Raw genomic sequence first — 26179 nt, forward strand, 5'->3', positions numbered from 1 at the left:
ACGTCATCACGGATTAGGACCGCGGCCGGGGCCGGAGCAGAAGGAAAAGATTATGGGGTATTCATACGCAAGCCATTTTGACGCGCTGAATCAGAACATTGCCGATCTGAATGGGAACATCAATGTGTCATTTGAATTTTTTCCGCCGAGCACCGCGCAAATGGAGCAGACGCTGTGGGAGTCGATCCAGCGCCTGAAAAACCTCAAACCGAAGTTTGTGTCAGTGACCTACGGTGCCAATTCCGGTGAGCGGGACCGCACCCACTCCATTATCAAAGATATTAAAGAGCAGACCGGCCTGGTGGCAGCCCCGCACCTGACCTGCATTGATGCAACCCGGGATGAGTTGCGCGCCATTGCCCGGGATTACTGGGACAACGGGATCCGTGATATCGTCGCCTTGCGCGGAGATCTGCCGGAGAAAGGGGTGAAGCCGGACATGTATGCGGTGGATCTGGTCAAACTGCTGCGCGAAGAAGCAGACTTTGATATCTCGGTCGCGGCGTATCCGGAAGTACATCCGGAAGCCAAAAGCGCTCAGGCCGATCTGATCAACCTCAAGCGCAAAGTCGACGCCGGGGCCAGCCGGGCGATCACCCAGTTTTTCTTTGATGTCGAGAGCTACCTGCGTTTCCGGGACCGTTGTGTGGCTGCCGGGATCGATGTTGAGATTGTCCCGGGGATCCTGCCGGTGTCGAACATGAAGCAGGCCAAACGTTTTGCCTTGGCCAACAATGTCAAAATCCCGAACTGGCTGGAGAAGCAGTATGAAGGTCTGGATGATGACCTGCTGAGCCGCCAGATGGTCGGCGCGAGCAATGCGATTGACCTGGTGCGGGTGCTGAGCCGCGAAGGCGTGAAGGACTTCCATTTCTATACCCTGAACCGGGCAGAGCTGACGTACGCTATCTGTCACACTCTGGGTGTGCGTCCTGCGCAGGTGCAACCGGCCTGAATCGCCTGAGGTCGTTCAGGGGCAGATGTTGCCGCGATGGCCTTCTCGGGCCAAAGCAGCCAAAACCAACACAGGGTCAAGTGATCACAACGTCAAAGTAATAAAAAAGCCGCGATTGCGGCTTTTTTGTATCGCATGCAGGGTTACCCTGCATTCGGCTTAGTCGTTCAGGGCGACCTTGCTGTTGTCGCTGTCCATGTCTTTCAGCTCGGCCAGCACCTCTTCTGCCCAGTCAATCCAGGCCTGGCGGTTATGGATACCGCGGCGCAGGGTCAGGCGATCCAGGCGGGACTGGCGATCCATGTTCTTGTAATCGCCGAAGTGAACTTTTTCCAGCTCGTGGTAATGGTTCATCAGGGTGTGAGACTCTTCAATCAGGGCCTCCAGCTGCTGCTGCATCGGGACGGAGTTATACACGCCGCAAACCAGCAGTTTGGCGGAGAACTCGTCACGGATGGTCGGGTTGCGTGCTGGCTCCTGGAACCACTCGAACAGTGCCTGGCGGCCCAGATCGGTGATGGAGTAGACTTTGCGGTCCGGCTTCCCTTCCTGTGGCTCCAGTTTGCAGGTGACCTGGTCGTTGGAGGCCATCTTGTTCAGCTCGCGGTACACTTGCTGATGGCTGGCTTTCCAGAAGTAGCCGATGCTGTGTGAAAATTCTTTGGTGATATCGTAACCGGTTGCGTCGCGACTGCTCAACACCGTCAAAATTACATGTGGTAGTGACATCTCTTCTATCCGTTAAAATACTACAAATATAAAAACAATCAGGGCACGTTACTCGTCGCTCTTTGGCGTCCGTTATAATCGTCTTGTTGCAGTGCCTGATCGGGATCACGTAGCATACACATCAATATGATCTTTATCGACACTGAATTGTGATAATAACCATTTTTAGTCACGGCTAATTGTTCATCTTGTGATGTTTGTCTATATCTTAAGGTTTAAGATGCACTGCAATCCTTTTAGATTCACCTTTGTTCACAGTGCATGCAATTACTGTAGACTATGCGCTTAGTTACATTTCGTCTCATTATTGAGTCACAGAACGAAAAACTTATTTCGGTGGGAAGACCCGGAAAAAGTGCCGGGCTGTGGTGCGGGGGATGAAAACAACAGGCCACCGCGCCGGGCGGTGGCCTGAATTGATGCGGGATGTAACGGGCCGGATTAGCCGGTGTTGCGCATCCCGGTGGCAATCCCGGCGATGGTGATCATCAACGCCTCTTCCAGGATCGGCGACGGGGTCTCCTGCTGACGGGTCCGGTACAACAGCTCGGCCTGCAGCATGTTCAGGGGTTCAACGTAGATGTTACGCAGGCGGATGGACTCCGCACCCCACGGGTTCTGCTCCATCAGGTGAGCGCTGTTTTCGACCGTTAGTACCGTCTTGATATCCCGTTGCAGCTGCGCGCGCAGTTGCTCGCCCAGCGGCCACAGGCTTTGGTCGGTCAGGCGGCGATCATAATACTCGGCAATTTCGATATTGGTTTTGGTGTACACCATTTCCAGCATCCCCAGGCGGGTGGAGAAGAACGGCCACTCGCGACACATCTCTTCCAGCTGCTTGGCATGGCCTTTATCAATTGAGTACTGAATCGCTTCCCCGGCACCCAGCCAGGCCGGCAAGAGCAGGCGGTTCTGACTCCAGGCAAAAATCCACGGGATCGCCCGCAGGCTTTCCACGCCGCCTTTCGGGTTGCGCTTCGACGGGCGGGAGCCCAGCGGCAGCTTGCCCAGCTCCAGCTCTGGCGTTGCGGCCCTGAAGTACGGGACGAAATCCGGGTTGCCGCGCACGATGGCGCGATAGGCGTCGCAGGAGATTTCCGACAGCACATCCATCAGCTCGCGCCAGTCCTGCTTCGGTGCCGGTGGCGGCAGCAGGTTGGCTTCGAGGATCGCACTGGCGTACAGGTTCAGGCTGCTGACCGCGACTTCCGGCAGTCCCAGCTTGAAGCGGATCATTTCGCCCTGCTCGGTCACGCGCAGGCCGCCTTTGAGGCTGCGTGGCGGTTGTGACAGCAGTGCGGCATGGGCGGGTGCACCGCCGCGGCCGAGGGAGCCGCCACGGCCGTGGAACAGGGTTAATTCCACCCCGGCTTCCTCGCACACGTTGACCAGTGCTTCCATCGCCCGGTACTGGGCCCAGCCTGCGGCCATGACCCCGGCATCTTTGGCCGAATCCGAGTAGCCGATCATGACCATCTGGTGATTCTGGATAAAGCCGCGGTACCAGTCGATGTTCATCAGCTGGCTGATCACCGATTCGGCGTTATTGAGATCGTCGAGGGTTTCGAACAGCGGGCAGACATCCATCCGGAACGGGCAGCCGGCTTCCTGCAGCAGCAGGTGGACCGCCAGCACATCAGAGGCCGTGCGGGCCATGGAAATGACGTAGGCGCCCAGCGCTTCGCGCGGTTGCTCGGCAATAATCCGGCAGGTGTCGATGACTTCCTGCACGTTGTCCGACGGCTGCCAGTTACGCGGCAGCAGCGGACGTTTGGAGGACAACTCGCGGACCAGGAAGGCGACCTTGTCCTGCTCGCTCCACTGATCGTAATCCCCCAGGCCCAGATAGCGGGTCAGTTCGGAAATCACATCCGAGTGGCGGGTGCTCTCCTGGCGAATGTCGAGACGGACCAGGTGAATGCCGAAACACTTGATCCGGCGCAGAACGTCCAGCAGCAGGCCGTCAGCAATGATCCCCATGCCGCATTCGTGCAACGACTGGTAGCAGGCATAGAGTGGCTCCCACAGCTCGTTGACGTCTTCCAGGATCGGGGTGCTCGGGGCATTTTGGCCTTTAATACGGGCATCCAGAACATCCCGGGTCTCGGTTAGTTTGGTACGGAGGCCTTTGAGGATTGCCCGGTACGGTTCGTGCTCTTCGCCTGCCAGCTCACGGACCTGGTCATTGCATTTGACCATCGACAGCTCGCTGACCAGCTCCTGGATGTCGCCGAGGTACAGGTCGGCGGCTTTCCAGCGCGACAGCAACAGCACTTCACGGGTGACTTTGGCGGTGACAAACGGGTTCCCGTCGCGATCGCCGCCCATCCAGGAAGAGAACTTCACCGGCGCGGCATCAAGCGGTAGTCCTTCTCCGAGATGCTTGGTCAGCTTCTCATCGAACTGGCGCAGAAATTCCGGGACCGCCTCCCACAGTGAGTTCTCAACCACGGCAAAGCCCCACTTGGCTTCATCGAGCGGGGTCGGGCGCTGCTGACGGATCACGTCGGAGTGCCAGGCCTGGGCGATCAACTGCTCCAGACGCTGCTCCACCCGCTGGCGCTCGCTGTGTGACAGCTCGCTCAGTTCCAGCTTCGAGAGGCACTTATTAATCTGAATCAGCTTGTGGATCATGGTGCGGCGGGCAATTTCCGTCGGGTGAGCGGTCAGCACTAGCTCAATATTCAGATCGCGCACCGCCTGGATGGAGTCCAACTGGCTGATTTGCTGCTGATTGAGCTTGGAAAACAGGTCGTCAATCGCATCGGGGTTGCACACATGGGCTTCGCAATGACGAGAGACCGTATGATACTGCTCGGCAATATTGGTCAGGTTGAGGAACTGGCTGAAGGCCCGGGCAACCGGCAGCAACTGGTCATCGGGCAGATTCTGCAGCTCATCGATCAGTTTTTCGCGATCGGCCTGGTTGCCGCCGCGGGCTGATTTCGAGAGCTTGCGGATGGTCTCGACTTTGTCCAGAAGCGCCTCACCGTGGGCTTCTTTAATGGTGTTGCCCAGCAGGTGGCCAAGCATACTGACGTTACTTCTTAACGCGCTGTACAGTTCGTTCATAGCGTATCCATCTCGTAATTTTGTTACATCCAATTTACTCGTCTATACCCGACAATCTATCTGTGATCCCGGTCGAAGGTCAACTTTGATCCCTTTTCAGACTAGTTAAATGCCATGAGTTTGATATTTGTCATGATCAGCCAATCATACTGTAAAAAACTTTCGTAAATACTCCACAGGATGGGTGCTGTAGGGGGAAGTCCCTGGCCCGTCTGGTTATCACAGACAATCTGACCGCGTCGAATGAAATTGCTACTTTTTTTAACGCTGTGGTTGACAGACGCAGGTTGAATCGGTAAACATACAAATGCAAAGTTAATGAATAAAAATTTAACTTGGGTTTTATGGGTCACGACGGGGGAAACCCGGTCGGTGAACCGAAAAAGCAACAATGATTGTAGGAAGTTGTTAACATGAGCCAGGCGAGCATTCAATATTCACATTCCCTCCGACGACGCTAAGTCTCACCGCCTGGTGCGCTTGCACCCTGTCACGGCTGTACCACAGCCCAGTTTCAAATCCCTGAAAGTCAAAATACGGAATCAGTTATGTTGAACACCTTCATTATCGGTGCCAGCGGCTATACCGGCGCGGAGCTGGCCGGCATGGTGAATCGCCATCCCCAGTTGCACCTGGCCGGTCTGTTTGTTTCCGCCGGGAGCCAGGATGCCCACAAGCCCATCAGTCAGTTGCACGGTCAGTTGAAAGGGATCGTGGATCTGCCGCTCCAGCCGTTGACGGACCCGCAGGCGGTTGCCGCGCAGGCCGACATCGTCCTGCTGGCTACGGCCCACGAAGTGAGTCATGACCTGGCCCCGGTGTTTCTGACTGCCGGCTGTCAGGTGTTTGATCTCTCAGGAGCATTTCGGGTGGAAGGGAATGGGTTTTACACCCGCTACTACGGCTTTGAACATCAGCATCCGGAGTGGCTGGCCCAGGCGGTGTATGGCCTGGCCGAATGGAACCATGACGCGATTGCCCAAGCACAGCTGGTGGCGGTGCCGGGATGTTACCCGACCGCGGCACAACTGGCGCTGAAACCGCTGTTGGCGGGCGAGCTGCTCGACACCACCCAATGGCCGGTGATCAATGCGGTCAGCGGTGTCTCCGGAGCCGGGCGTAAAGCCAGCATGGTCAACAGTTTCTGCGAAGTCAGCCTGCAGGCTTACGGGCTGTTCAGCCACCGTCACCAACCGGAAATCGCGACCCACCTGGACTGCGACGTGATTTTCACCCCGCATTTAGGCAACTTCAAGCGCGGGATCCTGGCAACGATTACCGCCAAGCTGGCTGACGGCGTCGGTGCGGGCGAAGTCAGTGCGGCGATGGCCCAGGCGTATACCGGTCAGGACGAGCCCAATGCGGTGCGTTTGCTCGGTGAGCAACCGGCCCGGCTTCAGGATGTGGTGAATACCTGTTTCTGTGATATCGGCTGGCAGGTACAGGATGAGCACATTATCTTAACATCTGCGATTGACAATTTATTGAAAGGCGCATCGTCTCAGGCGATGCAGTGCATAAACATTCGAAATGGTTTTGCGCCGTTAACTGCCCTGGTGTAAGGGCAGGCTGGTATGGGTTGAGGAGAGAGCATCATGAATCGGGTTCCGTTGGTGATTAAGTTAGGGGGCGCAGCACTATCATGTACTGAGACCCTGGAGAAGCTGTTCAATGCGATTAGCCATTACCGCGAGCAGGCGCAGCGTCCGCTGCTGCTGGTCCATGGCGGCGGGTATCTGGTGGACGAGCTGATGACGAAAATGCAGCTCGAGACGGTGAAGAAAGATGGCTTGCGGGTAACCCCGAAAGATCAGATTCCGTTCATTGCCGGGGCACTGGCCGGAACAGCCAACAAGCTGCTGCAGGGCCAGGCGATCAAAGCCGGTGTGGCGGCTGTGGGCCTGAGTCTGGCTGACGGCGGATTGTGTCAGGTGAGCGAGCTGGATCCGGCACTGGGCTCGGTCGGCAAAGCGGCGCCGGGCGACAGTACGCTGGTGAAACAGGTGATGGCCGCAGGTTATCTGCCGATCATCAGCTCGATTGGCCTCGACAGCCACGGTGAGCTGATGAACGTCAATGCGGATCAGGCGGCGGTTGCGGTTGCCGCGGCACTGGAAGCCGAACTGGTACTGCTGTCGGATGTCAGCGGCGTGCTGGATGGCAAGGGACGGCTGATTGCGGCCCTGAATGAATCCGAGGCCGAGGCCCTGATTGCCCAAGCGGTGATCACCGACGGCATGGTGGTCAAGGTCCGGGCGGCCTTTGAAGCGGCGAAGGCGCTGGGCCGACCGATTGAAGTCGCCACCTGGCGCTACCCCGACAAACTAGCCGAGTTGTTCGAAGGACAAAGTATCGGGACTAAATTTGCTGTGTGAGCCGGTTGGCTCCACCCCATCATTTTTGATTGATTCAATACGCCTGAGCGCGGTGACCGTCGAGCAGGCAAGCAGGAGAGCATTATGAGTAAGGTAACGAAAGTTGTATTGGCCTATTCCGGCGGTCTGGACACCTCAGCCATCATTCCTTGGCTGAAAGAGAACTACGGTTGTGAAGTGGTGGCGTTTGTCGCCGATGTCGGCCAGGGTGAAGCGGAACTGGAAGGGATTGAGGAGAAAGCGCTGGCTTCCGGTGCTTCGGCTTGTTACATCGCCGATCTGAAAGATGAGATGGTGGCCGATTATATTTATCCGAGCCTGAAAACCGGCGCGATTTACGAAGGCAAATACCTGCTGGGTACCTCAATGGCCCGGCCGATCATCGCCAAAGCCCAGGTTGAGTGTGCGCTGGAAGTGGGTGCCGATGCCCTGTGCCACGGCTGTACCGGGAAGGGCAATGACCAGGTGCGTTTCGAAAGTGCTTACGCCGCGCTGGCACCGCAACTGACCGTGATTGCCCCGTGGCGGGAGTGGGATCTGCGCAGCCGTGAAGCCCTGCTGGATTATCTGGCCGAGCGTAAGATTCCGTGTACCGCGTCGCTGGAGAAAATCTACTCCCGTGATGCCAACGCCTGGCATATTTCGACCGAAGGCGGCGTGCTGGAAGATACCTGGAACCAGCCGAATGAGCAGTGCTGGGTCTGGACCAAAGATCCTGAAGATGCGCCGAACACCCTGGAAACCGTATCGATTCTGGTCGATAAAGGCGAAATCGTTGCCGTGGACGGCGAGGCCATGTCACCGTTGCAGGCGCTGACCTACCTCAACGCCAAGGGTGCTGAGCATGGCGTCGGCCGGATCGATATCGTCGAGAACCGTCTGGTCGGGATGAAATCCCGCGGCTGTTACGAAACTCCGGGCGGCACCATCATGAATGAAGCCCTGCGTGCGGTCGAGCAGCTGGTGCTGGACAAAGAATCGTTTGAGTTCCGTGAGTCGCTGGGCCTGAAAGCCTCGCACCTGATCTACGACGGTCGCTGGTTCACACCGCTGTGTAAATCGCTGTTGGCTGCAGCCGAGGCATTGGCGCAAGATGTGAGCGGTGAGGTTGTGGTGAAGCTGTATAAAGGGCAGGCTACCGTGGTGCAGAAGCGCTCGCTCAACAGCCTGTACTCGGAAGAGTTTGCGACCTTCGGCGAAGATGAAGTGTACGATCACAGCCACGCGGAAGGCTTTATCCGCCTGTACTCGCTGGCCAGCCGGATCCGTGCGCTGAACGAACAGAAGAAAAATAAATAACCCTACACCGCAAGCAATGAGACACGTCGAATAGCGAAACATAGGAGAAGTACCATGGCATTATGGGGCGGACGTTTTAGTCAGGCAGCAGACACACGGTTCAAAGAGTTTAACGATTCCCTGCGCTTTGATTACCGCTTGGCGGAGCAAGATATCGTTGGCTCCATTGCATGGTCAAAGGCACTGCGTCAGGTCAACGTTTTGACCGAAGACGAGCAGCAGCGGTTGGAGCTGGCGCTGAACGAGCTGAAGCTGGCGGTGATGGAAGATCCGGAGCAGATCCTGCACTCGGATGCCGAAGACATCCACAGCTGGGTCGAGCAGCAACTGATCGGCAAAGTCGGGGATTTGGGGAAAAAACTCCATACCGGCCGTTCGCGCAACGATCAGGTAGCGACCGATCTGAAGCTGTGGTGTCGCCAGCAGGGCCAGCAACTGCTGATGATGCTCGATAAGCTGCAAAGTCAGCTGGTGTCGGTGGCGCGGGAGAACCAGGGCACGGTGCTGCCGGGTTACACCCACCTGCAGCGGGCACAGCCGGTGACGTTTGCCCACTGGTGTCTGGCCTATGTTGAGATGTTCGAGCGGGATCATTCGCGGTTGCAGGATGCGCTGAACCGGTTGGACACCTGTCCGCTCGGCTCGGGCGCACTGGCCGGGACGGCGTACCCGATTGATCGGGAGGCGCTGGCCCACAGCCTGGGCTTTCACCGGGCAACCCGCAACAGCCTGGACTCGGTGTCTGACCGCGACCATGTGATGGAGCTGCTGTCGACGGCGTCGATCTCGATGCTGCACCTGTCCCGGATGGCAGAAGATCTGATCTTCTACAACTCCGGTGAGTCGAACTTTATCGAGCTGGCCGATACGGTCACCTCCGGCTCATCCCTGATGCCGCAGAAGAAAAATCCCGATGCTCTGGAGCTGATCCGGGGTAAATGCGGCCGGGTTTACGGCGCGATGGCCGGGATGATGATGACGGTGAAAGCGCTGCCGCTGGCCTATAACAAGGACATGCAGGAAGACAAGGAAGGCCTGTTCGACGCGCTCGACAGTTGGCATGACTGTATGGAAATGGCCGCGCTGTGCTTTGAAGGGATCAAGGTCAACCAGGCGCGGACGCTGGAAGCCGCGATGCAGGGCTATTCCAACGCCACCGAGCTGGCGGACTATCTGGTCGCCAAGGGCATTCCGTTCCGTGAAGCGCATCATATTGTCGGGGTCGCTGTGGTGGCGGCGATTGCCAAAGGTTGCGCGCTGGAAGAGATGTCGCTGGCCGAGATGAAGTCGTTCTCGGCGGTGATTGATGACGATGTTTATCCGATCCTGACCATCGAGTCGTGTCTGGAGAAGCGCTGCGCCCTGGGTGGGGTCGCGCCGAACCAGGTGGATTATGCGATTTCCCAGGCTGAGAAGCGGCTGGAAAAACGCTATACCCCGGGCGTGAAGGTTCGTGGTGCGCGCTTGACCGATCTCGATGCCATTGAAGGTATGGTCGCGTACTGGGCCGGGCTGGGGGAAAATCTGCCGCGGATGCGCAACGAACTGGTGCGGGATATCGGCTCGTTTGCGGTCGCCGAGCATCATGGCACGGTGACCGGGTGCGCATCGCTCTATGTGTATGACTCGGGGCTGGCGGAAATTCGCTCGCTGGGGGTTGAAGCCGGCTGGCAGCATCAGGGACAGGGGAAAGCTATTGTCGATCACCTGATTGAGAAAGCGGATCAGATGGCGATCAAGAAAGTCTTCGTGCTGACCCGGGTACCGGAGTTCTTTATGAAGCAGGGTTTTATTCCGACCTCGAAATCGCTGTTGCCGGAGAAAGTGATGAAAGACTGCGACCGTTGTCCGCGCCAGCATGCCTGTGATGAGGTGGCGCTGGAAGTGCGGCTCGATAAAGAGCAGTCGATTCCGACGGTCAACGTGGCCTGACCGAGCGCTGGCTGGGTTACTTACATGATATTGAACTGAATTTTAGACGCCTAGTTCTAGTCCGACCCCGGCCCGATGCTTCTGGTATCGCGGCCGGTTTTTTTATTCAGCGGGATGGGGATGGATGGGGGTTGCGTATACGCGCCAGAGCGGCCACCCCATGGGCCAGCAGTAACAGGCTGAAGGCGCTGGCGGCAAATAACAGGGTGATGGATTCCACCTGAGTCGGCGTCGGCAGGTAGTAATAGAACCAGGCACACCAGCTCAGGGTGCTGAGCAGGATCAGTTGCAAAATACAGCGGCGGCAACGGCCGAGTTTACGGCGAAAGGCCTGTGAGTGGTGGCAGTGGGGACAACCCATGTCCGTCTCCTCAAACGGGGAAGACTTCAGAGTGTACTGGAAAAAAGCCCTCCGGAGGAGGGCAAATCATAGTGCAAGGCAGTGCTAGAGTGTTGGAACAGGTTAGCAGCCCGGGCCGCAGTCGAGGCAGTGTTTGATCATCTGCGGGCCGAGGTGTAGCTTGGCGTTAAGATCGCGCAGCGCGGTCCGAACCCCTTCTTCAATCACCGGATGATAGAACGGCATGTCCAGCATCTCAGCAACAGTCATTTTGTTCTGGTGTGCCCAGGCCAGCAGGTGAGCCAGGTGCTCGGCATTCGGGCCCATCATTTCGGCACCGAGGAAACGGCCGGTGCCGTGTTCACCGTAAACGTGCAGCAGGCCTTTGTTGCGCAGCATCACCTGGGAGCGGCCCTGATTCTCAAACGAGACGACACCGGTTTCGAAACAGCCACAGTTGCCGAGACGCTCGCTGACTTCTTTGTAGGTTTCCCCGACCAGCGCAATTTGCGGATCTGAGAACACAGCAGAAATTTTCGAGCGGCGCAGACCGGCACGGATATCCGGGAAGCGGCCAGCGTTGTCCCCGGCAATCCGGCCCTGATCCGCGGCTTCATGCAGCAGAGGCAGCTGGTTGCTGGCATCACCGGCAATGAAAATCGTCTCGACCGAGGTTTGCAGCGTGAAGTGGTCCGCCACCGGGACACTGCGCTCATCCAGGGTCATGTTGGTGTTTTCAATCGCCAGCTTGTCGACATTCGGACGGCGGCCGGTCGCGGCCAGCACATAATCCACCCGGATCACGGCCAGTTCACCTTGTTTGTCCAGATACTGGATCTCAACTTCGTCGCCGTCGCGTTTCATGCTTTCGACTTTGACATCCGCATCCAGATAGAATTCTTCATTAAAGGCCTGATTGGCATAAGCCATGATTGCCGGGTCGGTCAGCGGGCCGACCTGGCCACCTAAGCCAAACATCACGACTTCAACGCCCAGGCGTTTGAGTGCCTGACCCAGTTCCAGACCAATCACGCCCGGACCAAACACCGCCACGGCGCGGGGCAGATCGTCCCACTCGAAGACATCATCATTGATGATCAGGCGATCGCCCAGTTCGTTCCAGACCGCCGGGTAGGCCGGGCGGGAGCCGGTTGCAATCACAATGCGCTTGGCTTCAATCCGGGTATGGTCATCCACCATCAGGGTGGTGTCATTGATAAACTGGGCATAGCCGGCAATTTTGTCTTCGGCTGGGATCTCATCCACACCTTCCAGCACGAAGCCGACGAAACGGTCCCGCTCGCGCTTGACCCGATCCATCACTTCACGGCCGTTGATCAGGATCTCGCCTTGTGGGTAGATGCCAAAGCCCGGCGCTTTTTCGATCTGGTGAACGCTTTCAGCTGCCGCAATCAGCAGCTTGGACGGCATACAGCCGACACGGGCACAGGTGGTGCCGTACGGGCCGCCTTCAATCATCACGACGCTGTCTGTATGCGCCTTGGCCGCACGGTAAGCGCCGAGGCCGGCTGTCCCGCCGCCAATCACCGCCACATCAACATTCAGGGTTTTCATTCTTATCTCTCCAATCACACTGCCGATAAAAGGCAGGGCCTTGCGACCCTGCAACATTGCTGCCCGGTTAGGCGCTCAGGTATGCGTCCAGCTCTTCGCTGCCACCGATGTGCTGCCCCCCGATGAAGACTTGCGGCACGGTGCTGCGACCGGTCACGGCACGCAGGCTGACCGTAGTGGCATCTTTGCCCAGGATCACTTCTTCATACTGCAGGTTGTGGTCAATCAGGCTCTGCTTGGCTTTGGCACAGAACGGGCAGCCCGGCTTGGTGAAGACCGTAATCGATTCCTGTAGCTGGTGCTCCGGGGCAATGTACTTCAGCATCGTATCGGCATCGGAAACCTTGAACGGGTCGCCCGGCTCGTCGTTCTCGATGAACATCTTCTCAACCACGCCATTTTTCACCAGCATGCTGTAGCGCCATGAACGTGCGCCGAAGCCCAGATCTTCTTTGCTGACCAGCATGCCCATACCTTGGGAGAACTCACCGTTCCCATCCGGGATAAAGGTGATGTTGTCGGCTTCCTGATCGGCTTTCCAGGCGTTCATCACGAAAGTGTCGTTGACGGAAACACACAGGATGTCATCGACACCGTGCTCGGCAAAGACCGAGGCCAGCTCGTTGTAACGTGGCAGGTGGCTGGATGAACAGGTTGGGGTAAAGGCGCCCGGCAGACTGAAGACAATCACGGTTTTGTCTGCGAACAGATCGGCAGTGGTGACATCCACCCACTGATCGCCCTGGCGAGTGCGGAAGGTAACTTGTGGGACGGCTTGGCCTTCTTTAGATGCAAACATAATGTTTCCCCTTAAATTGATGAATATTTAATTTGTTTTGTTGGTAACAACCGGAGCTTTGTTTATCCCGCTCCGTTTTGATGGGAGAATTATGTCGCGAATGTATTGATAGTTCTAATCGTTTGCTGCTATGGTTTTGATAGCTTTATTCTATGAACAAAAGGGGCGCCATGAACATCCGCGATCTTGAATATCTGGTGGCATTGTCGGAGCACAAGCATTTTCGCAAGGCAGCAGAGGCTTGTTTCGTCAGCCAGCCGACGCTGAGCGGGCAGATCCGTAAACTGGAAGATGAGCTGGGAGTCTCACTGCTCGAGCGCACCAGTCGCCGGGTGCTGTTTACTGACGCCGGCCTCAGCCTGGTGGCCCAGGCCCGGAAGATCCTGATGGAAGTGAAGGTGCTGACCGAGCTGGCCAGCCAGCAGGGAGACAGTATGGCCGGGCCGCTGCATATCGGTTTTATCCCGACGGTGGGGCCGTATCTGTTGCCGCATATTATTCCGCACCTCAAAGCCGCCTTTCCGCAGCTGGAGCTGTATCTGCATGAAGCCCAGACCCATCAGTTGGTGCAGCAGCTGGAAGAAGGCAAGCTCGATTGTATTGTGCTGGCGGCGGTGAAGGAGACCGAGCACCTGCTGGAGTTACCGGTTTACCATGAGCCGATGGTGCTGGCCGTGCCGCAGGAACATCCCTGGGCAGCCCGGGAGAGCCTGGCCATGGCTCAGCTCAATGGCCAGACCCTGCTGATGCTGGGCGACGGCCATTGCCTGCGCGATCAGGCGATGGGCTTCTGTTTTGCCGTCGGGGCGCAGGAAGACAGCAGCTTTAAGGCAACCAGCTTGGAAACGCTGCGTAATATGGTCGCTGCGGGCAGCGGGATCACATTGTTGCCGCAACTGGCGACCCCGGCTACGCGCCAGCGGGACGGGATTTGCTACATCCGGGCCTTAGATCCCGTGCCGACCCGCCAGATTGTACTGGCGTACCGGCCGGGCTCCCCGTTACGGGGCCGTTATGAAAAGCTGGCGGCGCTGATTGGCGAGCAGATGCAGCCGCAGTTTGCCCGGGAAACAGCGGATCACCCGGCGCCGGTGCTCTCTGATCCGGCCTAGCGCTGGTTCTGTCGCATTGTGCCTGGATTGTTCTAGCTAGGTTGTTCTCGCAAGGTTGTTTCAACCAGGCCATTCCGGCAACTCGTCGGCGAGGGCCGATGAAAAAAAGCGCCCCCTGAAATCAGGGGGCGCTTTCGTATGGGTGACGTAGCTTGGGATCAGAACAGTTCATCCGAGCTGTCGGCTTCGAAAATACCCCCGGCACCGCTCTCGCTGGCTGTCTCGGTCGGCTCAGTGCCTTTCTCGAAATATTCAAACATCGAGCTGAAGTCGGTCCGGTTGCTCAGTTTGCCGGTATCACGGTCGATGCGGACCTGAATGATCCCGTCCGGGAGCTGTTTGCGCTGGATCGGCACATCAACCAGGGCTTGCTCCATAAAGGAGACCCACGCCGGCTGTGCCGTCTTGGCGCCGGATTCGGCTCCTGAAATCTGCTCTTTGTCCAGGTTGTTGTTCCAGCTGGTCCGGCCCAGGTTGCGGCTGTGATCGTCAAAACCAACCCAGGCGGTGGCCACGATGTTCGGACCGAACCCGGAATACCAGGCATCTTTCGAATCGTTGGTGGTGCCGGTCTTGCCGCCGATATCCCGGCGTTTCAGGACCTGGCCGCGCCAGCCGGTCCCGTTCCAGCCGGTGCCGTGACGCCAGTCACCGCCACCCCAGATATTGCTCTCCAGCATCTCGCGGATCAGGAAAGCATTTTGCTCCGAAATCACCTGAGGTGCGTAGCGTGGCGCCTGCTCGGCGTCAGCGCTGCCGTTGTCACTGAGCTCCTGCTCGCTGATGGCAATGCCTTGCAGCACGGCCTTGCTGGCGGTGACGGTGTTGCCGGCTTGCTGCTGCCCGCGCTGGCACTCGGTATCGCAGACCTGGTTCGGGTTGGCCTGGTAGATCAGGTTGCCGTAGGCATCTTCGACCCGCTCAATGAAGTAAGGCTCGACATAGTAGCCGCCGTTGGCAAAGACCGAAAAGCCCTGGGCCATTTCCAGCGGGGTCAGGCTGCCTGCGCCCAGTGCAATCGCTTCGGCTCGCGGCAAGTCTTCGCGTTTGAAGCCAAAGCGGGTCAGGTAACTGATGGCATCGTCCAGACCGACATTTTGCAGTACCCGTACCGCCATCACGTTCTTCGACTGGGCCAGGCCCAGGCGCAGCCGGGTCGGACCGTTATAGGTCGGTGGCGAGTTTTTCGGTCGCCAGGCGGTACCCATACTCTCATCCCAGCGGTTGATCGGGGCATCGTTGACCAGAGTCGCCAGGGTCATGCCTTTATCCAGCGCGGCCGAGTAAATGAAGGGTTTGATCCCGGAGCCGACCTGGCGCACCGACTGGGTGGCCCGGTTAAATTTACTGTGGACGAAGTTGAACCCGCCGACCATGGCTTTCACCGCGCCGTTTTGCGGCGAAACGGCGACAAACGCGGTGTTGGCGTCCGGCACCTGGCTCAGCCCCCAGTCTTGCTCTCGCTGCTCAACCCAGATTTGCTCACCCGGGGCGAGGATTTCTGCCGCAGTGGTCGGGGCGGCGCTCTGACGCTCATCCGTCATATAACGGCGGGCCCATTTCATGCCGTCCCATGCCAGGGTGTGCTGGGCCCCGTCTTTGGTCATAACTTGCGCGGACTTGCCGTCCACGGCGGTCACAACTGCGGCTTGCAGCGTGCCATAGCCGGGTTGCTGGCGCAGATGCTCAATAATTTTCTCGCTCGGCCAGGCCGCTTGTTTCGGCTGCCACAGGGTGGCCACGGCACCGCGGTAGCCATGGCGCTGGTCGTAGCTCAGCAGGTTGTTGATCGCGGCAGTCTGCGCGGCCTGCTGGAGTTTCGGATCCACTGTGGTGTAAATCCGCATCCCGGAGGTGTAGGCATCCTCGCCATAGCGCTCGATCATCCAGGCCCGGGCACGCTCGGCAAAGTACGGTGCGCTCAGCTCAATTTCCGCGCCGTGGTAGCGGGCGACAATCGGCTCCGAACGGGCCTGATCTAGCTCGGCCTGGCTGATATAGCCTTCGTCGAACATCCGGCTCAGCACCACATTGCGACGGGTCGTCGCGCGGTCAATCGAGTAGAGCGGGTTCATGGTCGACGGCGCTTTCGGCAAACCGGCGATCACGGCGATCTCGCCCAGGGTCAGCTGGTTCACTTCCTTGCCGAAATACACCTGCGCTGCAGCACCGACGCCGTAGGCGCGGTAGCCGAGGTAGATTTTGTTCAGATAGAGCTCAAGGATTTCTTCTTTGCTCAGCAGCTGCTCAATGTGAATGGCGATGAAGATCTCTTTGACCTTCCGCATGATCTTTTTCTCATTGGTGAGAAAGAAGTTCCGGGCTAACTGCTGGGTAATGGTACTGGCGCCCTGCTTGGCAGAGCCGGAGACAGCGACGACGATGGCGGCACGGGCAATCCCGATCGGGTCGATCCCCGGGTGTTCGTAGTAACGGCTGTCCTCGGTGGCAATGAACGCATGGAGCATCTGCGGCGGAATGGCATCAAGTGACAGGGGGATCCGACGCTTCTCGCCAAATTGAGAGATCAGTTTGCCGTCGGCACTGAACACCTGCATCGGAGTTTGTAATTCAACATTTTTCAGTGTTGCGACATCCGGGAGTTCGGGCTTTACGTATTGATAAAAACCAAAGATTGTACCGACCCCAAGAAATATGCAACCCGTTGCAAGTATGAGTAATCGCTTTATGAACTTCACTTGAGAATTCCTGTTACACCATCGTTTGACCGTTCACTCTATTTCAATCAGTAAGTATAAAGATAACTCAAAGAAAATTAACGCTATAGGTTGGTGTTTAGATGAAAAATATATTGCATGTCCGCTACTGGGAGCATAGCACGGTATGTTTCAAAACCCACTGACTGTCGGGATTGATATCGGCCACCATAGTATCAAAGCCGTTGTGCTGAGCCAGAAGAAATCGCAACTGGCCTTGGTCGCGTTCGCTGAAGTCGTGCCGACGACGCCGATTATAAATGATCAGCATACCGTGGATGTCGGGGGGCTGTTGTCAGCGATACGTCAAATCCGGAAAAGCCTGCCCCGGCGGGCCCGTCGCACGATTTTGGCTCTGCCGGACAGCGCGGTGATCAGTAAGGTGATCCAGCTCGATACCAATCTGACCGATGAAGAAGCTGAGTTTGCCGTGACCCAGGCTTTAAGCGCGTCCTCGCCGTTTCCGGTCGATGAGCTGCGGCTCGATTTTTATCCGGCGGTGTCGCCGGGACCGAGTGAACTGTCGGCAACAGCCCCTTATCAGGTGTTTGCCGCGCGCAAGGCCACCCTGGATCCGCGGGTGGAATGCCTGAAAAAGGCTGGGCTACGGCCGGACGTGATGGAACTGCAAACCCATGCGTTGCTCTGGTTGGCGACGTTTACGGCCGAGCAGTCGGGCCTGTCCGGCCAGTGGGGCGTGGTGGATATCGGCCATCGGCTGACTGAATTTGCGGTGCACCCGGCCGGCAGCGGTGCCTATCATCGGGAAATTGCCTGGGGTGCCGGCCAACTGACGCCGACCCGGGCAGCGGGAGAGCCGGTGCTGACGATGCCGGATTCTGAACAAAGTGAAGCCTTTACCAAGCAGTTGGCGGATCAGCTTCGGCGTCAGTTCCAGCTCTACAACTCGACCCATGCGACTGCACCGCTCGAAGGCGTCTGGCTGTGTGGTGGTGGCCAGCATGTGGTCTCGGAGAGCCTGCTGGCACGGTTATTAGGTTTGGAAGTGCGGTGGCTGAATCCGTTTCGGTGCCTGCCGAGTGATAAAAAGCTGGGCGAGATTGCAGGGGAACATCTCTACAGTCAGTACGCTGTGGCAACCGGGCTGGCACTGCGGGGAGTGGCACCATGATGGAAAAACTGAACCTCCTGCCCTGGCGCGATCGGCAACGCCAGCAGCATCGCCAGCACTTCTATGCATTGATCGCCGCGACTTGTCTGGTAGTGGCTGCCGGTGTCGTGGGCGCAAATGCCTACCTCGCCGGGCAGCAAAGCGTGCAGCAGGGGCGAAACCAACAGTTGGAACAGGCCATTGATGCCTTGGAGCATCAGTTGTCGATGTTGCCCAAACTGGAGCGGCAGCGGCTGGCGTTTCATGAGCGGTTGGCGGTCATTGAGGAGATCCAGCAAGAGCGGAACCAAGTGACGCATCTACTCAACTTACTTCCGGCGGTTGTGCCGCAAGGTGTGTATCTCAATCAGGTCAGCCTGGCGGAGCGTCGGGTTGCCCTGGAAGGGGACGGGGATTCCAACGGTCAACTGGCGATGTTGTTGTCCCGGGCTGAGCAGTCTCCCTGGATTAGCGACGTGACCATCCACTCGATACTGGCCGGTCGCGAAGAGGATGAACCGGCCACCAGCGCGTTCAGCGTCTCTTTTGTGTTGAAGCAGCCGCAGGCTGGGAGCAGCGGCTCGATTGTACAAGGAGAGAACCCGTGACCGAATGGCAGGATCTGGAACTGGATGAAATTGCGGACTGGCCCCGTTTACCGCAATGCCTGGCCGCGCTGTTGTTGGCGCTGGTGTTGGCGGGGGCGGGATACTGGTTTTGGCTCATACCTTCCCAGGCCACGCTGGCCGAGCTAAAGCAGCGGGAAACAGGATTGCATCAGCAACTGGTGATCCGAGCCAATCAGGCCGCGGCGCTGCCGCTGATCCGCCAGCAGTTGACGGCGCTGGGTGGACGGTATCAGCAGGTCGTTCAGCAACTGCCGGAAGAGAAAGAGCTTGCCAGCCTGTTGTCCGGCATTAATGACATCGGGATCCGCAATGGTTTGGATTTTCAACGGATTGAATGGGCGCCGACGGTCGAGCACCCGCTGTTTTTTGAACTCCCGATCAGTATTGAGCTCACCGGCAGCTATGAGGAGATCGGTCAGTTCGCCGCTGCGGTGGCAGCGTTGTCCCGGATTGTCACCCTGAGTGACTTTCAGCTGGATCTGGTCAGTGAGCCGTCGTCTTCAGTGCTGTTGAAGCTGACGGTTTCGGCCAGTACGTATCGGTTCAAACCGCCGCAACAGGGAGGATAGGATGATGGGACGATGGTATGTATTGGTTATCGCCGGGCTGCTATGGGGGTGTCATGCGAATGAAGGCTCGGTAGAGCAGGTGATTGCACAGGCAACGCTGCAGGCTACGGCGAAGACTGAAGCCTTACCGGCGGAGTATGTCTACCGGGCGGATCCGTTTGTGCTGGCCGACGAGCGGGTGCCTTTTGCCCGCCCGCGTGCTGAAGAGCGGGTGCCGGAAACTCAGGAAGAGACCGCATGCTGGCAGCCGGAAGACCAGCGTAAACCGATGCCGCTGGAGCAGTTTGCCCTGGAGCAACTGGAGATGAAGGGGGTGATTGGGGATGGCAAGCAGCGCTGGGCGTTGGTTTATACCCCGACACAACAACTGGTCAAGGTACGCCGGGGGCATTACCTCGGTTTGAATTATGGTCGGGTGACCCGGGTGGGAACAACCGGTCTGGAGCTGGTGGAAACCCTGCCGGATGGCGCCGGGTGCTGGCTGACGCGCACGGTTTCGTTATCAATTGTTGGTACGGAACCGACAGGTTAGATGGAATTAGAGAAGTACGCATGATGAACCGCGAATTGAGCATGAAAAGAGCTGGACGCTGGCGCTGGGACGCCGTTGGAGTATGGGCGGCCGGGATGTTGCTGTGGTTGGTGGCGGCATCCGCGTCGGCCATTGAGGTGGTGGACAATAAGATCCTGGATATTGATTTCCGGCGCGATGGCGAAGGACGGGGGATTGTCAGTGTTGAACTGGCCAAAACCCGGACGCTGGTCGATGTCCGCCAGGTCGGACGGCAGCTGTATGTGGAGCTGGTTGATGCAGCGATTGACGATGACATGCTTTATGTTCTGGATGTCGCGGACTTTGCGACCGTGGTGACATCGGTGGAGACGCTGCGCGGGGAGAAAGGGACCCGGCTGAAATTGACGATGAGCGACGCTTTCCACTATGACTACCGCCTGGAAGGGGCACGGCTCAGCGTGATGGTGACCGCGCTGCCGACGGAAGCGTCGGCCGGGAAAATCAGCTATAGCGGCAAGCCGATTTCAATTAACTTTCAGGATATTCCCGTCCGTAATGTCTTGCAGTTGATCGCCGAATATAACGATTTCAATCTGGTGGTGTCCGACAGTGTCACCGGCACGGTCACCTTGCGGTTAGATAACGTTCCCTGGCCGCAGGTGCTGGATATCATCTTGCAGGCCAAGGGGCTGGATAAGCGGGTCAAAGACTCGGTGGTGCTGATTGCGCCGAAGCAGGAGCTGGCTTTGAGTGAGCAGCAAGCGCTGGAAGCGAAGCAACAGGCACTGGCACTGGCGACGCTACGTTCGGACATTGTTCAGGTGCACTATGCCAAAGCGACGGAATTGGCCGAGTTGCTGCGGGGTAAGGAAGAAGGCTCCAGCATGCTGTCGGAGCGGGGCTCACTGCATGTGGACGAGCGGACGAATGCGTTGATTATTCATGATTTGGGAGAGCATATCGACAAAATCAAATCCATCGTGACCGCGCTGGATATCCCTGTGAAGCAGGTGCACATCGAAGCCCGGATTGTGTCGGTCAATGAAGACGATGTTGACGAAATCGGGGTACGGTGGGGTGTGTTGGGCAGCAATGGCGACACCACGGTCGGCGGTTCGATCGAGAGTAATCTCGTCTCGTCCGGCTTGCTGGAGAGCAGTGAAACACCGGTGACCGATTTTCTTAATGTGAATCTGGGGGCCACCGAGCCTGGGGCGGCGCGGGTCGCATTCCAGGTGGCGAAGATGGGCGATATCCTGCTGGACCTTGAGCTCTCGGCGCTGCAGTCGGAGAAAAAGCTGGAAATTATTTCCAGTCCCCGCCTGGTCACCACGGACAAAAAGATGGCGTATATCGAACAGGGGACAGAAATCCCTTATCTCGAGGCGTCCTCCAGCGGGGCGGTCTCGGTCGGGTTTAAAAAGGCCGTCCTGAGCCTGATGGTGACGCCGCAAATCACGCCGGATAATAAACTGGTGCTGGATCTGATGGTGACTCAGGACAAGAAAGGCAGCGAGGTGAAGACCGGCACCGGCGAAGCCGTTGCCATTGATACCCAGCGGATCGGCACCCAGGTGCTGGTCGAAAATGGGGAGACCGTGGTGCTCGGTGGGATTTACCAGCACCAGATCAACAACATCATGCGCAAGGTCCCGTTATTGGGGGATTTACCGGTGCTGGGGGCGTTGTTTCGCCATAAGCTGGAGCAGTTTACCAAGCGAGAGCTGTTGATCTTCGTGACTCCAAAAATTGTCATGCAGTAGCTGCGGCGCGGCTTCCGACCGGGAATTAAATTGGGAATGAATGGCTCTAGCTATTGCCAAGTGATAGCGAGTCCTGAGATAATTTTCGGTCTTATCACGAATGAAAAGTGAGGAACTTGGCGCCTCGGGCTTTTGTAATCGATAGCCTGCGGGCGGTGTCGTTTTATTAACCGCGCGTAAAATTGCTAAAAATGGCTGAAAAACGAAATATTTTCCTGGTCGGACCTATGGGTGCCGGCAAAAGTACTATTGGTCGACATCTTGCACAACAGCTGCATATGGAGTTCCTGGATTCGGACACTGTGATTGAAGAGCGTACTGGAGCCGATATCAGCTGGGTATTCGATGTTGAAGGTGAAGAGGGTTTCCGAGTTCGCGAAGAGAAAGTGATCGATGATCTGACTCAAGAACAAGGAATCGTACTGGCAACAGGGGGTGGTTCTGTAAAAAGCAAGGAAAACCGCAACCGTCTGTCTGCCCGCGGTATCGTGGTATATCTTGAAACTACCATTGAAAAACAGCTGGCGCGTACCCAGCGTGACAAGAAACGTCCTCTGCTTCAGACCGATACCCCACGTGAAGTACTGGAAGAGCTTGCAAAAGAGCGTAATCCTTTGTATGAAGAGGTAGCAGACTACGTTGTCCGCACTGATGATCAAAGCGCCAAAGTCGTGGCGAATCAAATCATCAAGATGCTGGACGAACGATAATTCATTGAAACAGAGATACTGACCATGGAACGGATCCACGTTAATCTTGATGACAGAAGTTATCCTATCTCAATTGGCGCCGAGTTATTTGATGACCCGGCGTTGTTTTCCTCTGCCATCAAGCGTGGGCAACGGGTTGTTGTGGTCAGTAACGAGACGGTGGCGCCACTTTATGCCGAACAGGTGATGGCGACCATCCGTTCTCTGCCTTGCGAAGTTTCCCTCCTTTCCCTGCCGGACGGCGAACAGTTCAAAACCCTGGACACGTTTAACCAAATCATGACCTTTTTGCTGGAAGGCAATTACGGCCGGGATGTCGTCCTGGTTGCGCTCGGCGGCGGGGTGATTGGGGATGTGGTCGGGTACGCCGCGGCGTGCTACCAGCGCGGCGTGGACTTTATTCAGGTCCCGACCACCTTACTGGCTCAGGTCGATTCGTCGGTTGGCGGCAAGACCGCAGTGAATCATCCGCTGGGCAAAAATATGATCGGGGCATTTTACCAGCCCAAAGCGGTGGTGATTGATACGCACTGCCTGCACACACTGCCGCCGCGCGAATTTGCAGCCGGGATGGCGGAAGTGATCAAATACGGGATCATTGCCGATCACGACTTTTTCGTCTGGCTTGAGCAGAACATGGCCAAACTTCAGGCCCTGGATACCGAAGCCCTGGCGTATGCGATCCGGCGTTGCTGCCAGATCAAAGCCGATGTAGTGGCCGCGGATGAGAAAGAGTCCGGGGTGCGAGCCCTGCTGAACCTGGGCCATACCTTTGGCCACGCCATTGAAGCAGAAATGGGCTACGGCAACTGGCTCCACGGTGAAGCAGTCGCTGCCGGGACGGTCCAGGCGGCCCAAACTGCGAGTGAACACGGCTTGCTGGCGCCAGCGGATGTTGAGCGGATTATCCGTTTGCTTGCGCAGGCCAACCTGCCGATCGCCGCGCCTGCGGAGATGGATTTCGATTGCTATATGAAACACATGATGCGAGATAAGAAAGTCTTGTCCGGCCAGCTTCGACTGGTGTTGCCGACGTCGATCGGGAGCGCTGAGGTTGTTGCGGATGTGCCGCATGATATTCTACGTCGTGTGATTCAATCTTGATGTTGTGAACCCCCATGACTCGTGACACTTCTGTCGCTATGCTGGATGTGGACAGCCAGATCCAGCTTCTTTCCCGAATTCAGTTCCTGACCCGTTTTAGTTCCAACCTGATCCAGATCACCGGCCGTGACGGCGCGGGAAAAACCTGGCTCGCACAGCGCTACCTGGAACTTTGGGCCGGTCAAAGCAACCAAAGCCTGTTGCTGTGTCACCCGTCCCAGAGCCCGGCGCAGCACCGCTCCATTTTGATCAAGCAGTTGATCCCTCAGCCGGTGTTTAACGAACAAGACCCAATTTTGCAAAGTCTTGAGCATATGCTGGTGGGTGGGTTGCCGGTGAATTTGTTGTTGGTGATCGACGATGCGCATCTGTTGAGTGCCACGTTGGTTGCCGAATTATGGGCCTTGGTTCAGAAAGCCAAGGCGACCCCGGGTTGGCAGGTTAATGTATTGCTGTTCAGCCAGCCGGGGCGGTTGGATAAATACCTTAGCCAAGCCTCGCATGGCCAGGGAAGCATGCCGCTGGAACTGGAAATTGCGGATTTCAGCGAACAGGAAGCCCTGACATTTGTCGAAGTTGTGCTTGCGTTCGATCGGCTGGAGGCCAATCGTCGGCGCAATCTGAAGGAGCAGGCCCGGCTGGTTGAGCCTTTGCCAGGGGCTTTGATGCAATTAGCGAATACGGAGCAGACAACTATGGTCGGTGGATCGTCACGTCAATTTTCTCCCCTAATTCTGATGCTAGCCCTGCTGGTGGTGGCTTTGGCCGGCATCGGCACCTGGTTCTTCAGTCAATCCCCAGCGCCGATGGAAGCCGATCTGGATGTGGCACCGGAGATCGCTGCCTTGTCGGTGCTCGACTTGCGTGAAACGCAGGCGCCACAGGCGGCCTTGTCGACCGGACGGTTTGATGAGGCGCACTCTCTGCCACCGGTGGCATCACCGGCGAAAGAAATGAAGCAGCCAACGTTCGCCCAACAGAATGGGGGAAGTACGCCGATTATTGAGGACAGCGGTCATTTGCCACCGGCTGTTTCCATTGAAGGGCTGACGGTCGGGCGCAGTGATACGCCGCCCCGGGTTGTCGTCCCCTCGGATGTGGTGGATGCGATGCTGACCGAGCAGGCGCTTGGCGGCAGTGGCGAGCGGGCGGCGGCAGCTTTGGTGCCGTCAGCAGCGGAAACCGGATTGACCCCAGCCCCGGCAGTTGCCCCGGAGGCATCAGCGCCACAAGCCCCGGATACAGGGGCAGCATCACCGTCTGCACCGCTGGTGCAGGAGTCACAGGAGCCAGCGTCGTCGCCCGAAGCTGCCCCTGTCTCGGCACCAGCACCGTTACCGGTGGTTGCACCGACGCCGCAACTGGGCGTGGCCCTGAAAGCGGTGGATGCCCGGCATTATGCCTTGCAGCTGGCGGCGCTACGATCGCTGACGGCCGCGAACCAGTTTATTTCCCAGTACGATATCGCCCGGATTGCCGAGATCTACGAAACCCGCCGCAATGGCGAGCCGTGGTTCATCATTGTCACCGGCGATTATCCGAGCGTGGTTGCTGCCCGGCGTGCGGAGTCACGTTTGCCAGCCCGGTTGCAGCAGGTTCAGCCATGGGTGAAATCCTATGCGCAAATCCACCGTGAGCTTGATCGCGTGAAATAATGGCAGAGACAGGCAGATATTTACGTGAACCGGTATCAGAGTTGGGGTGAAATGGGGTACAATCCGCCACCCTTCGAAACAATATCGGTACTGGTGGTGGTAAGCTGAATGAAAAAGCATCGTGCATTCCTGAAATGGGCTGGAGGCAAGTACTCTCTGGTCGAGGAAATCGAGCGGCATTTACCACCTGCGCGTAAACTGGTTGAGCCTTTTGTCGGAGCGGGCTCTGTCTTCCTCAACACCGATTTCGAACAATACCTGCTGGCTGATATCAACCCGGATCTGATCAATCTGTATAACATTTTGAAGACCGAGCCGGAGCGTTATATCCGTGATGCCCGCGATCTGTTTACCCCGGAGTACAATCGTAAAGAGGCATACCTGGAAATCCGAGCCGCCTTTAACCAGACTCAGGATCCATACCTGCGCTCGCTGTATTTCCTCTACATGAACCGCCATGGTTTTAACGGCCTGTGCCGCTATAACAAGAAAGGCGGCTTCAATGTGCCGTTCGGCTCCTATAAAAAGCCATACTTTCCGGAAGAGGAAATGGGGTATTTTTCCGAGAAGGCCAAGCGGGCCACGTTTGTGTGCGAAGGCTACCATCAGACGTTTTCCCGGGCCCGCAAGGGCTGCGTGGTGTACTGCGATCCGCCGTATGCACCGCTCTCGACCACCGCGAACTTTACCTCCTATGCCGGTAACGGCTTTAGCCTGGACGATCAGGCTGCCCTGGCTGATGTTGCGGAACGAGCCGCCCTGGAGCGCGATATTCCGGTGCTGATCTCCAACCACGACACCACGCTGACCCGCCGTCTGTACCACGGGGCCGAGCTCTCGGTGGTGAAAGTGAAGCGCACCATCAGCCGTAACGGCAGTGGCCGTAACAAAGTCGATGAGTTGCTGGCGCTTTTCCGCCCACCGCAGGCCTAAGGGCCTGCGGATGCAGTTACCAGGCGCACAATCACGATCAGCAGCGCCACAAACAGGCAAATCCCGACAACCCCAGCAACAATAAACGGCCGGGCCGAAGCCTGGCTGAAATCGGCCTGTCGGTTACGCTCTGACTGCACCCCGAACAAGGCAGCGGCTGCGCTCAGGAGCGGCCGTGTGGTTTTCGTTGGTTTGGCCGGGTGTTGCGGAGGATGTCGGTTGTCCATGTCCCTGCTCCATATCAGTCCTTTCAGTTGAAGTGCGATCGTCATCGTCGCCACGCTTC

General features: G+C 57.5%; 22 protein-coding genes. 15 read left to right on the forward strand and 7 right to left on the reverse strand.

Going from position 1 to position 26179, the window contains the following annotated elements; all coding sequences use genetic code 11:
• The first annotated feature begins 52 nt into the window (after window positions 1–52).
• Window positions 53–955, forward strand: a complete 903-nt coding sequence (gene metF, locus VV869_RS11280; protein WP_337735029.1) for a methylenetetrahydrofolate reductase — start codon at window positions 53–55, stop codon at window positions 953–955.
• Between the two features lie 159 nt (window positions 956–1114).
• Here the strand turns inward: metF and VV869_RS11285 are convergent, their stop codons facing one another.
• Window positions 1115–1684, reverse strand: a complete 570-nt coding sequence (locus VV869_RS11285; protein WP_337735030.1) for a PadR family transcriptional regulator — start codon at window positions 1682–1684, stop codon at window positions 1115–1117.
• 441 nt (window positions 1685–2125) lie between these two features.
• Window positions 2126–4756, reverse strand: coding sequence for a phosphoenolpyruvate carboxylase (ppc, locus tag VV869_RS11290; protein ID WP_337735031.1), 2631 nt, complete (start codon window positions 4754–4756; stop codon window positions 2126–2128).
• Window positions 4757–5304: 548 nt separating this feature from the next.
• Here ppc and argC point away from each other — a divergent pair.
• From argC to argH, 4 genes are all read left to right on the forward strand, one after another.
• Window positions 5305–6318, forward strand: coding sequence for an N-acetyl-gamma-glutamyl-phosphate reductase (gene argC / locus VV869_RS11295; protein WP_337735032.1), 1014 nt, complete (start codon window positions 5305–5307; stop codon window positions 6316–6318).
• 33 nt (window positions 6319–6351) lie between these two features.
• Window positions 6352–7131 (forward strand): acetylglutamate kinase, encoded by a 780-nt coding sequence (argB, locus tag VV869_RS11300; RefSeq protein ID WP_337735033.1) that lies wholly within the window; start codon window positions 6352–6354, stop codon window positions 7129–7131.
• Between the two features lie 84 nt (window positions 7132–7215).
• Window positions 7216–8430 carry an argininosuccinate synthase gene (locus tag VV869_RS11305; RefSeq protein WP_337735034.1) on the forward strand — a complete coding sequence of 405 codons (1215 nt, stop codon included), beginning with the start codon at window positions 7216–7218 and terminating at the stop codon, window positions 8428–8430.
• Between the two features lie 54 nt (window positions 8431–8484).
• The gene (argH, locus tag VV869_RS11310; RefSeq protein WP_261601538.1) at window positions 8485–10362 is read left to right on the forward strand and encodes an argininosuccinate lyase; all 1878 of its coding nucleotides are present in this window, start codon (window positions 8485–8487) and stop codon (window positions 10360–10362) included.
• A gap of 106 nt (window positions 10363–10468) precedes the next feature.
• Here argH and VV869_RS11315 read toward each other — a convergent pair whose 3' ends face one another.
• The 3 genes from VV869_RS11315 to VV869_RS11325 all read right to left on the reverse strand — a co-directional run bounded on the left by VV869_RS11315 (window position 10469) and on the right by VV869_RS11325 (window position 13076).
• Complete coding sequence (locus VV869_RS11315; protein ID WP_337735035.1) at window positions 10469–10723, reverse strand: DUF3624 domain-containing protein; 255 nt, start codon at window positions 10721–10723, stop codon at window positions 10469–10471.
• 102 nt (window positions 10724–10825) lie between these two features.
• Window positions 10826–12277 carry a dihydrolipoyl dehydrogenase gene (locus VV869_RS11320; RefSeq protein ID WP_337735036.1) on the reverse strand — a complete coding sequence of 484 codons (1452 nt, stop codon included), beginning with the start codon at window positions 12275–12277 and terminating at the stop codon, window positions 10826–10828.
• A 67-nt stretch (window positions 12278–12344) separates the two neighbouring features.
• Window positions 12345–13076 carry a glutathione peroxidase gene (locus VV869_RS11325; RefSeq protein WP_337735037.1) on the reverse strand — a complete coding sequence of 244 codons (732 nt, stop codon included), beginning with the start codon at window positions 13074–13076 and terminating at the stop codon, window positions 12345–12347.
• Between the two features lie 170 nt (window positions 13077–13246).
• Here VV869_RS11325 and oxyR point away from each other — a divergent pair, with 170 nt between their 5' ends.
• Window positions 13247–14188 carry a DNA-binding transcriptional regulator OxyR gene (oxyR, locus tag VV869_RS11330; protein WP_337735038.1) on the forward strand — a complete coding sequence of 314 codons (942 nt, stop codon included), beginning with the start codon at window positions 13247–13249 and terminating at the stop codon, window positions 14186–14188.
• Between the two features lie 158 nt (window positions 14189–14346).
• Here oxyR and VV869_RS11335 read toward each other — a convergent pair whose 3' ends face one another.
• Window positions 14347–16887, reverse strand: a complete 2541-nt coding sequence (locus tag VV869_RS11335) for a penicillin-binding protein 1A (RefSeq protein ID WP_337735039.1) — start codon at window positions 16885–16887, stop codon at window positions 14347–14349.
• A gap of 145 nt (window positions 16888–17032) precedes the next feature.
• On the opposite strand from VV869_RS11335, the gene pilM reads away from it, so the two are divergent.
• From pilM to VV869_RS11380, 9 genes are all read left to right on the forward strand, one after another.
• Window positions 17033–18037 carry a type IV pilus biogenesis protein PilM gene (gene pilM / locus VV869_RS11340; protein ID WP_337735040.1) on the forward strand — a complete coding sequence of 335 codons (1005 nt, stop codon included), beginning with the start codon at window positions 17033–17035 and terminating at the stop codon, window positions 18035–18037.
• Window positions 18034–18624 carry a PilN domain-containing protein gene (locus tag VV869_RS11345; protein ID WP_337735041.1) on the forward strand — a complete coding sequence of 197 codons (591 nt, stop codon included), beginning with the start codon at window positions 18034–18036 and terminating at the stop codon, window positions 18622–18624. The genes pilM and VV869_RS11345 overlap by 4 nt, the downstream gene beginning before the upstream one ends.
• Window positions 18621–19214: a type 4a pilus biogenesis protein PilO gene (locus tag VV869_RS11350; protein WP_337735042.1), complete on the forward strand. Its 594-nt coding sequence runs from the start codon at window positions 18621–18623 to the stop codon at window positions 19212–19214. Before VV869_RS11345 ends, VV869_RS11350 begins: the two co-directional genes overlap by 4 nt.
• A gap of 1 nt (window position 19215) precedes the next feature.
• Window positions 19216–19746, forward strand: coding sequence for a pilus assembly protein PilP (locus VV869_RS11355; RefSeq protein ID WP_337735043.1), 531 nt, complete (start codon window positions 19216–19218; stop codon window positions 19744–19746).
• A gap of 41 nt (window positions 19747–19787) precedes the next feature.
• The gene (locus tag VV869_RS11360) at window positions 19788–21491 is read left to right on the forward strand and encodes a type IV pilus secretin PilQ (protein ID WP_443147306.1); all 1704 of its coding nucleotides are present in this window, start codon (window positions 19788–19790) and stop codon (window positions 21489–21491) included.
• Between the two features lie 191 nt (window positions 21492–21682).
• The gene (gene aroK, locus VV869_RS11365) at window positions 21683–22201 is read left to right on the forward strand and encodes a shikimate kinase AroK (RefSeq protein WP_337735044.1); all 519 of its coding nucleotides are present in this window, start codon (window positions 21683–21685) and stop codon (window positions 22199–22201) included.
• Between the two features lie 24 nt (window positions 22202–22225).
• Complete coding sequence (gene aroB, locus VV869_RS11370) at window positions 22226–23305, forward strand: 3-dehydroquinate synthase (protein WP_337735045.1); 1080 nt, start codon at window positions 22226–22228, stop codon at window positions 23303–23305.
• A 14-nt stretch (window positions 23306–23319) separates the two neighbouring features.
• Complete coding sequence (locus VV869_RS11375; protein ID WP_337735046.1) at window positions 23320–24960, forward strand: AAA family ATPase; 1641 nt, start codon at window positions 23320–23322, stop codon at window positions 24958–24960.
• A gap of 108 nt (window positions 24961–25068) precedes the next feature.
• On the forward strand, window positions 25069–25893 hold the full coding sequence (locus tag VV869_RS11380; RefSeq protein WP_337735047.1) for a Dam family site-specific DNA-(adenine-N6)-methyltransferase: 825 nt from the start codon (window positions 25069–25071) through the stop codon (window positions 25891–25893).
• On the opposite strand, the gene VV869_RS11385 is transcribed toward VV869_RS11380, so the two are convergent.
• Complete coding sequence (locus VV869_RS11385) at window positions 25890–26120, reverse strand: DUF2970 domain-containing protein (RefSeq protein ID WP_337735048.1); 231 nt, start codon at window positions 26118–26120, stop codon at window positions 25890–25892. The two genes, VV869_RS11380 and VV869_RS11385, sit on opposite strands and share 4 nt — an antisense overlap.
• Window positions 26121–26179 lie beyond the last annotated feature (59 nt).

The organism is Photobacterium sp. MCCC 1A19761 (genome assembly GCF_037389125.1).
Classification (GTDB): domain Bacteria; phylum Pseudomonadota; class Gammaproteobacteria; order Enterobacterales; family Vibrionaceae; genus Photobacterium.

Excerpts from the sequence above, each read along its gene's own strand:
- metF (WP_337735029.1), top strand. The coding sequence starts at position 53 with ATGGGGTATTCATACGCAAGCCATTTTGACGCGCTGAATCAGAACATT.
- VV869_RS11285 (WP_337735030.1), bottom strand. The coding sequence starts at position 1,684 with ATGTCACTACCACATGTAATTTTGACGGTGTTGAGCAGTCGCGACGCA.
- ppc (WP_337735031.1), bottom strand. The coding sequence starts at position 4,756 with ATGAACGAACTGTACAGCGCGTTAAGAAGTAACGTCAGTATGCTTGGC.
- argC (WP_337735032.1), top strand. The coding sequence starts at position 5,305 with ATGTTGAACACCTTCATTATCGGTGCCAGCGGCTATACCGGCGCGGAG.
- argB (WP_337735033.1), top strand. The coding sequence starts at position 6,352 with ATGAATCGGGTTCCGTTGGTGATTAAGTTAGGGGGCGCAGCACTATCA.
- VV869_RS11305 (WP_337735034.1), top strand. The coding sequence starts at position 7,216 with ATGAGTAAGGTAACGAAAGTTGTATTGGCCTATTCCGGCGGTCTGGAC.
- argH (WP_261601538.1), top strand. The coding sequence starts at position 8,485 with ATGGCATTATGGGGCGGACGTTTTAGTCAGGCAGCAGACACACGGTTC.
- VV869_RS11315 (WP_337735035.1), bottom strand. The coding sequence starts at position 10,723 with ATGGGTTGTCCCCACTGCCACCACTCACAGGCCTTTCGCCGTAAACTC.
- VV869_RS11320 (WP_337735036.1), bottom strand. The coding sequence starts at position 12,277 with ATGAAAACCCTGAATGTTGATGTGGCGGTGATTGGCGGCGGGACAGCC.
- VV869_RS11325 (WP_337735037.1), bottom strand. The coding sequence starts at position 13,076 with ATGTTTGCATCTAAAGAAGGCCAAGCCGTCCCACAAGTTACCTTCCGC.
- oxyR (WP_337735038.1), top strand. The coding sequence starts at position 13,247 with ATGAACATCCGCGATCTTGAATATCTGGTGGCATTGTCGGAGCACAAG.
- pilM (WP_337735040.1), top strand. The coding sequence starts at position 17,033 with ATGTTTCAAAACCCACTGACTGTCGGGATTGATATCGGCCACCATAGT.
- VV869_RS11345 (WP_337735041.1), top strand. The coding sequence starts at position 18,034 with ATGATGGAAAAACTGAACCTCCTGCCCTGGCGCGATCGGCAACGCCAG.
- VV869_RS11355 (WP_337735043.1), top strand. The coding sequence starts at position 19,216 with ATGATGGGACGATGGTATGTATTGGTTATCGCCGGGCTGCTATGGGGG.
- VV869_RS11360 (WP_443147306.1), top strand. The coding sequence starts at position 19,788 with ATGAAAAGAGCTGGACGCTGGCGCTGGGACGCCGTTGGAGTATGGGCG.
- aroK (WP_337735044.1), top strand. The coding sequence starts at position 21,683 with ATGGCTGAAAAACGAAATATTTTCCTGGTCGGACCTATGGGTGCCGGC.
- aroB (WP_337735045.1), top strand. The coding sequence starts at position 22,226 with ATGGAACGGATCCACGTTAATCTTGATGACAGAAGTTATCCTATCTCA.
- VV869_RS11375 (WP_337735046.1), top strand. The coding sequence starts at position 23,320 with ATGACTCGTGACACTTCTGTCGCTATGCTGGATGTGGACAGCCAGATC.
- VV869_RS11380 (WP_337735047.1), top strand. The coding sequence starts at position 25,069 with ATGAAAAAGCATCGTGCATTCCTGAAATGGGCTGGAGGCAAGTACTCT.
- VV869_RS11385 (WP_337735048.1), bottom strand. The coding sequence starts at position 26,120 with ATGGACAACCGACATCCTCCGCAACACCCGGCCAAACCAACGAAAACC.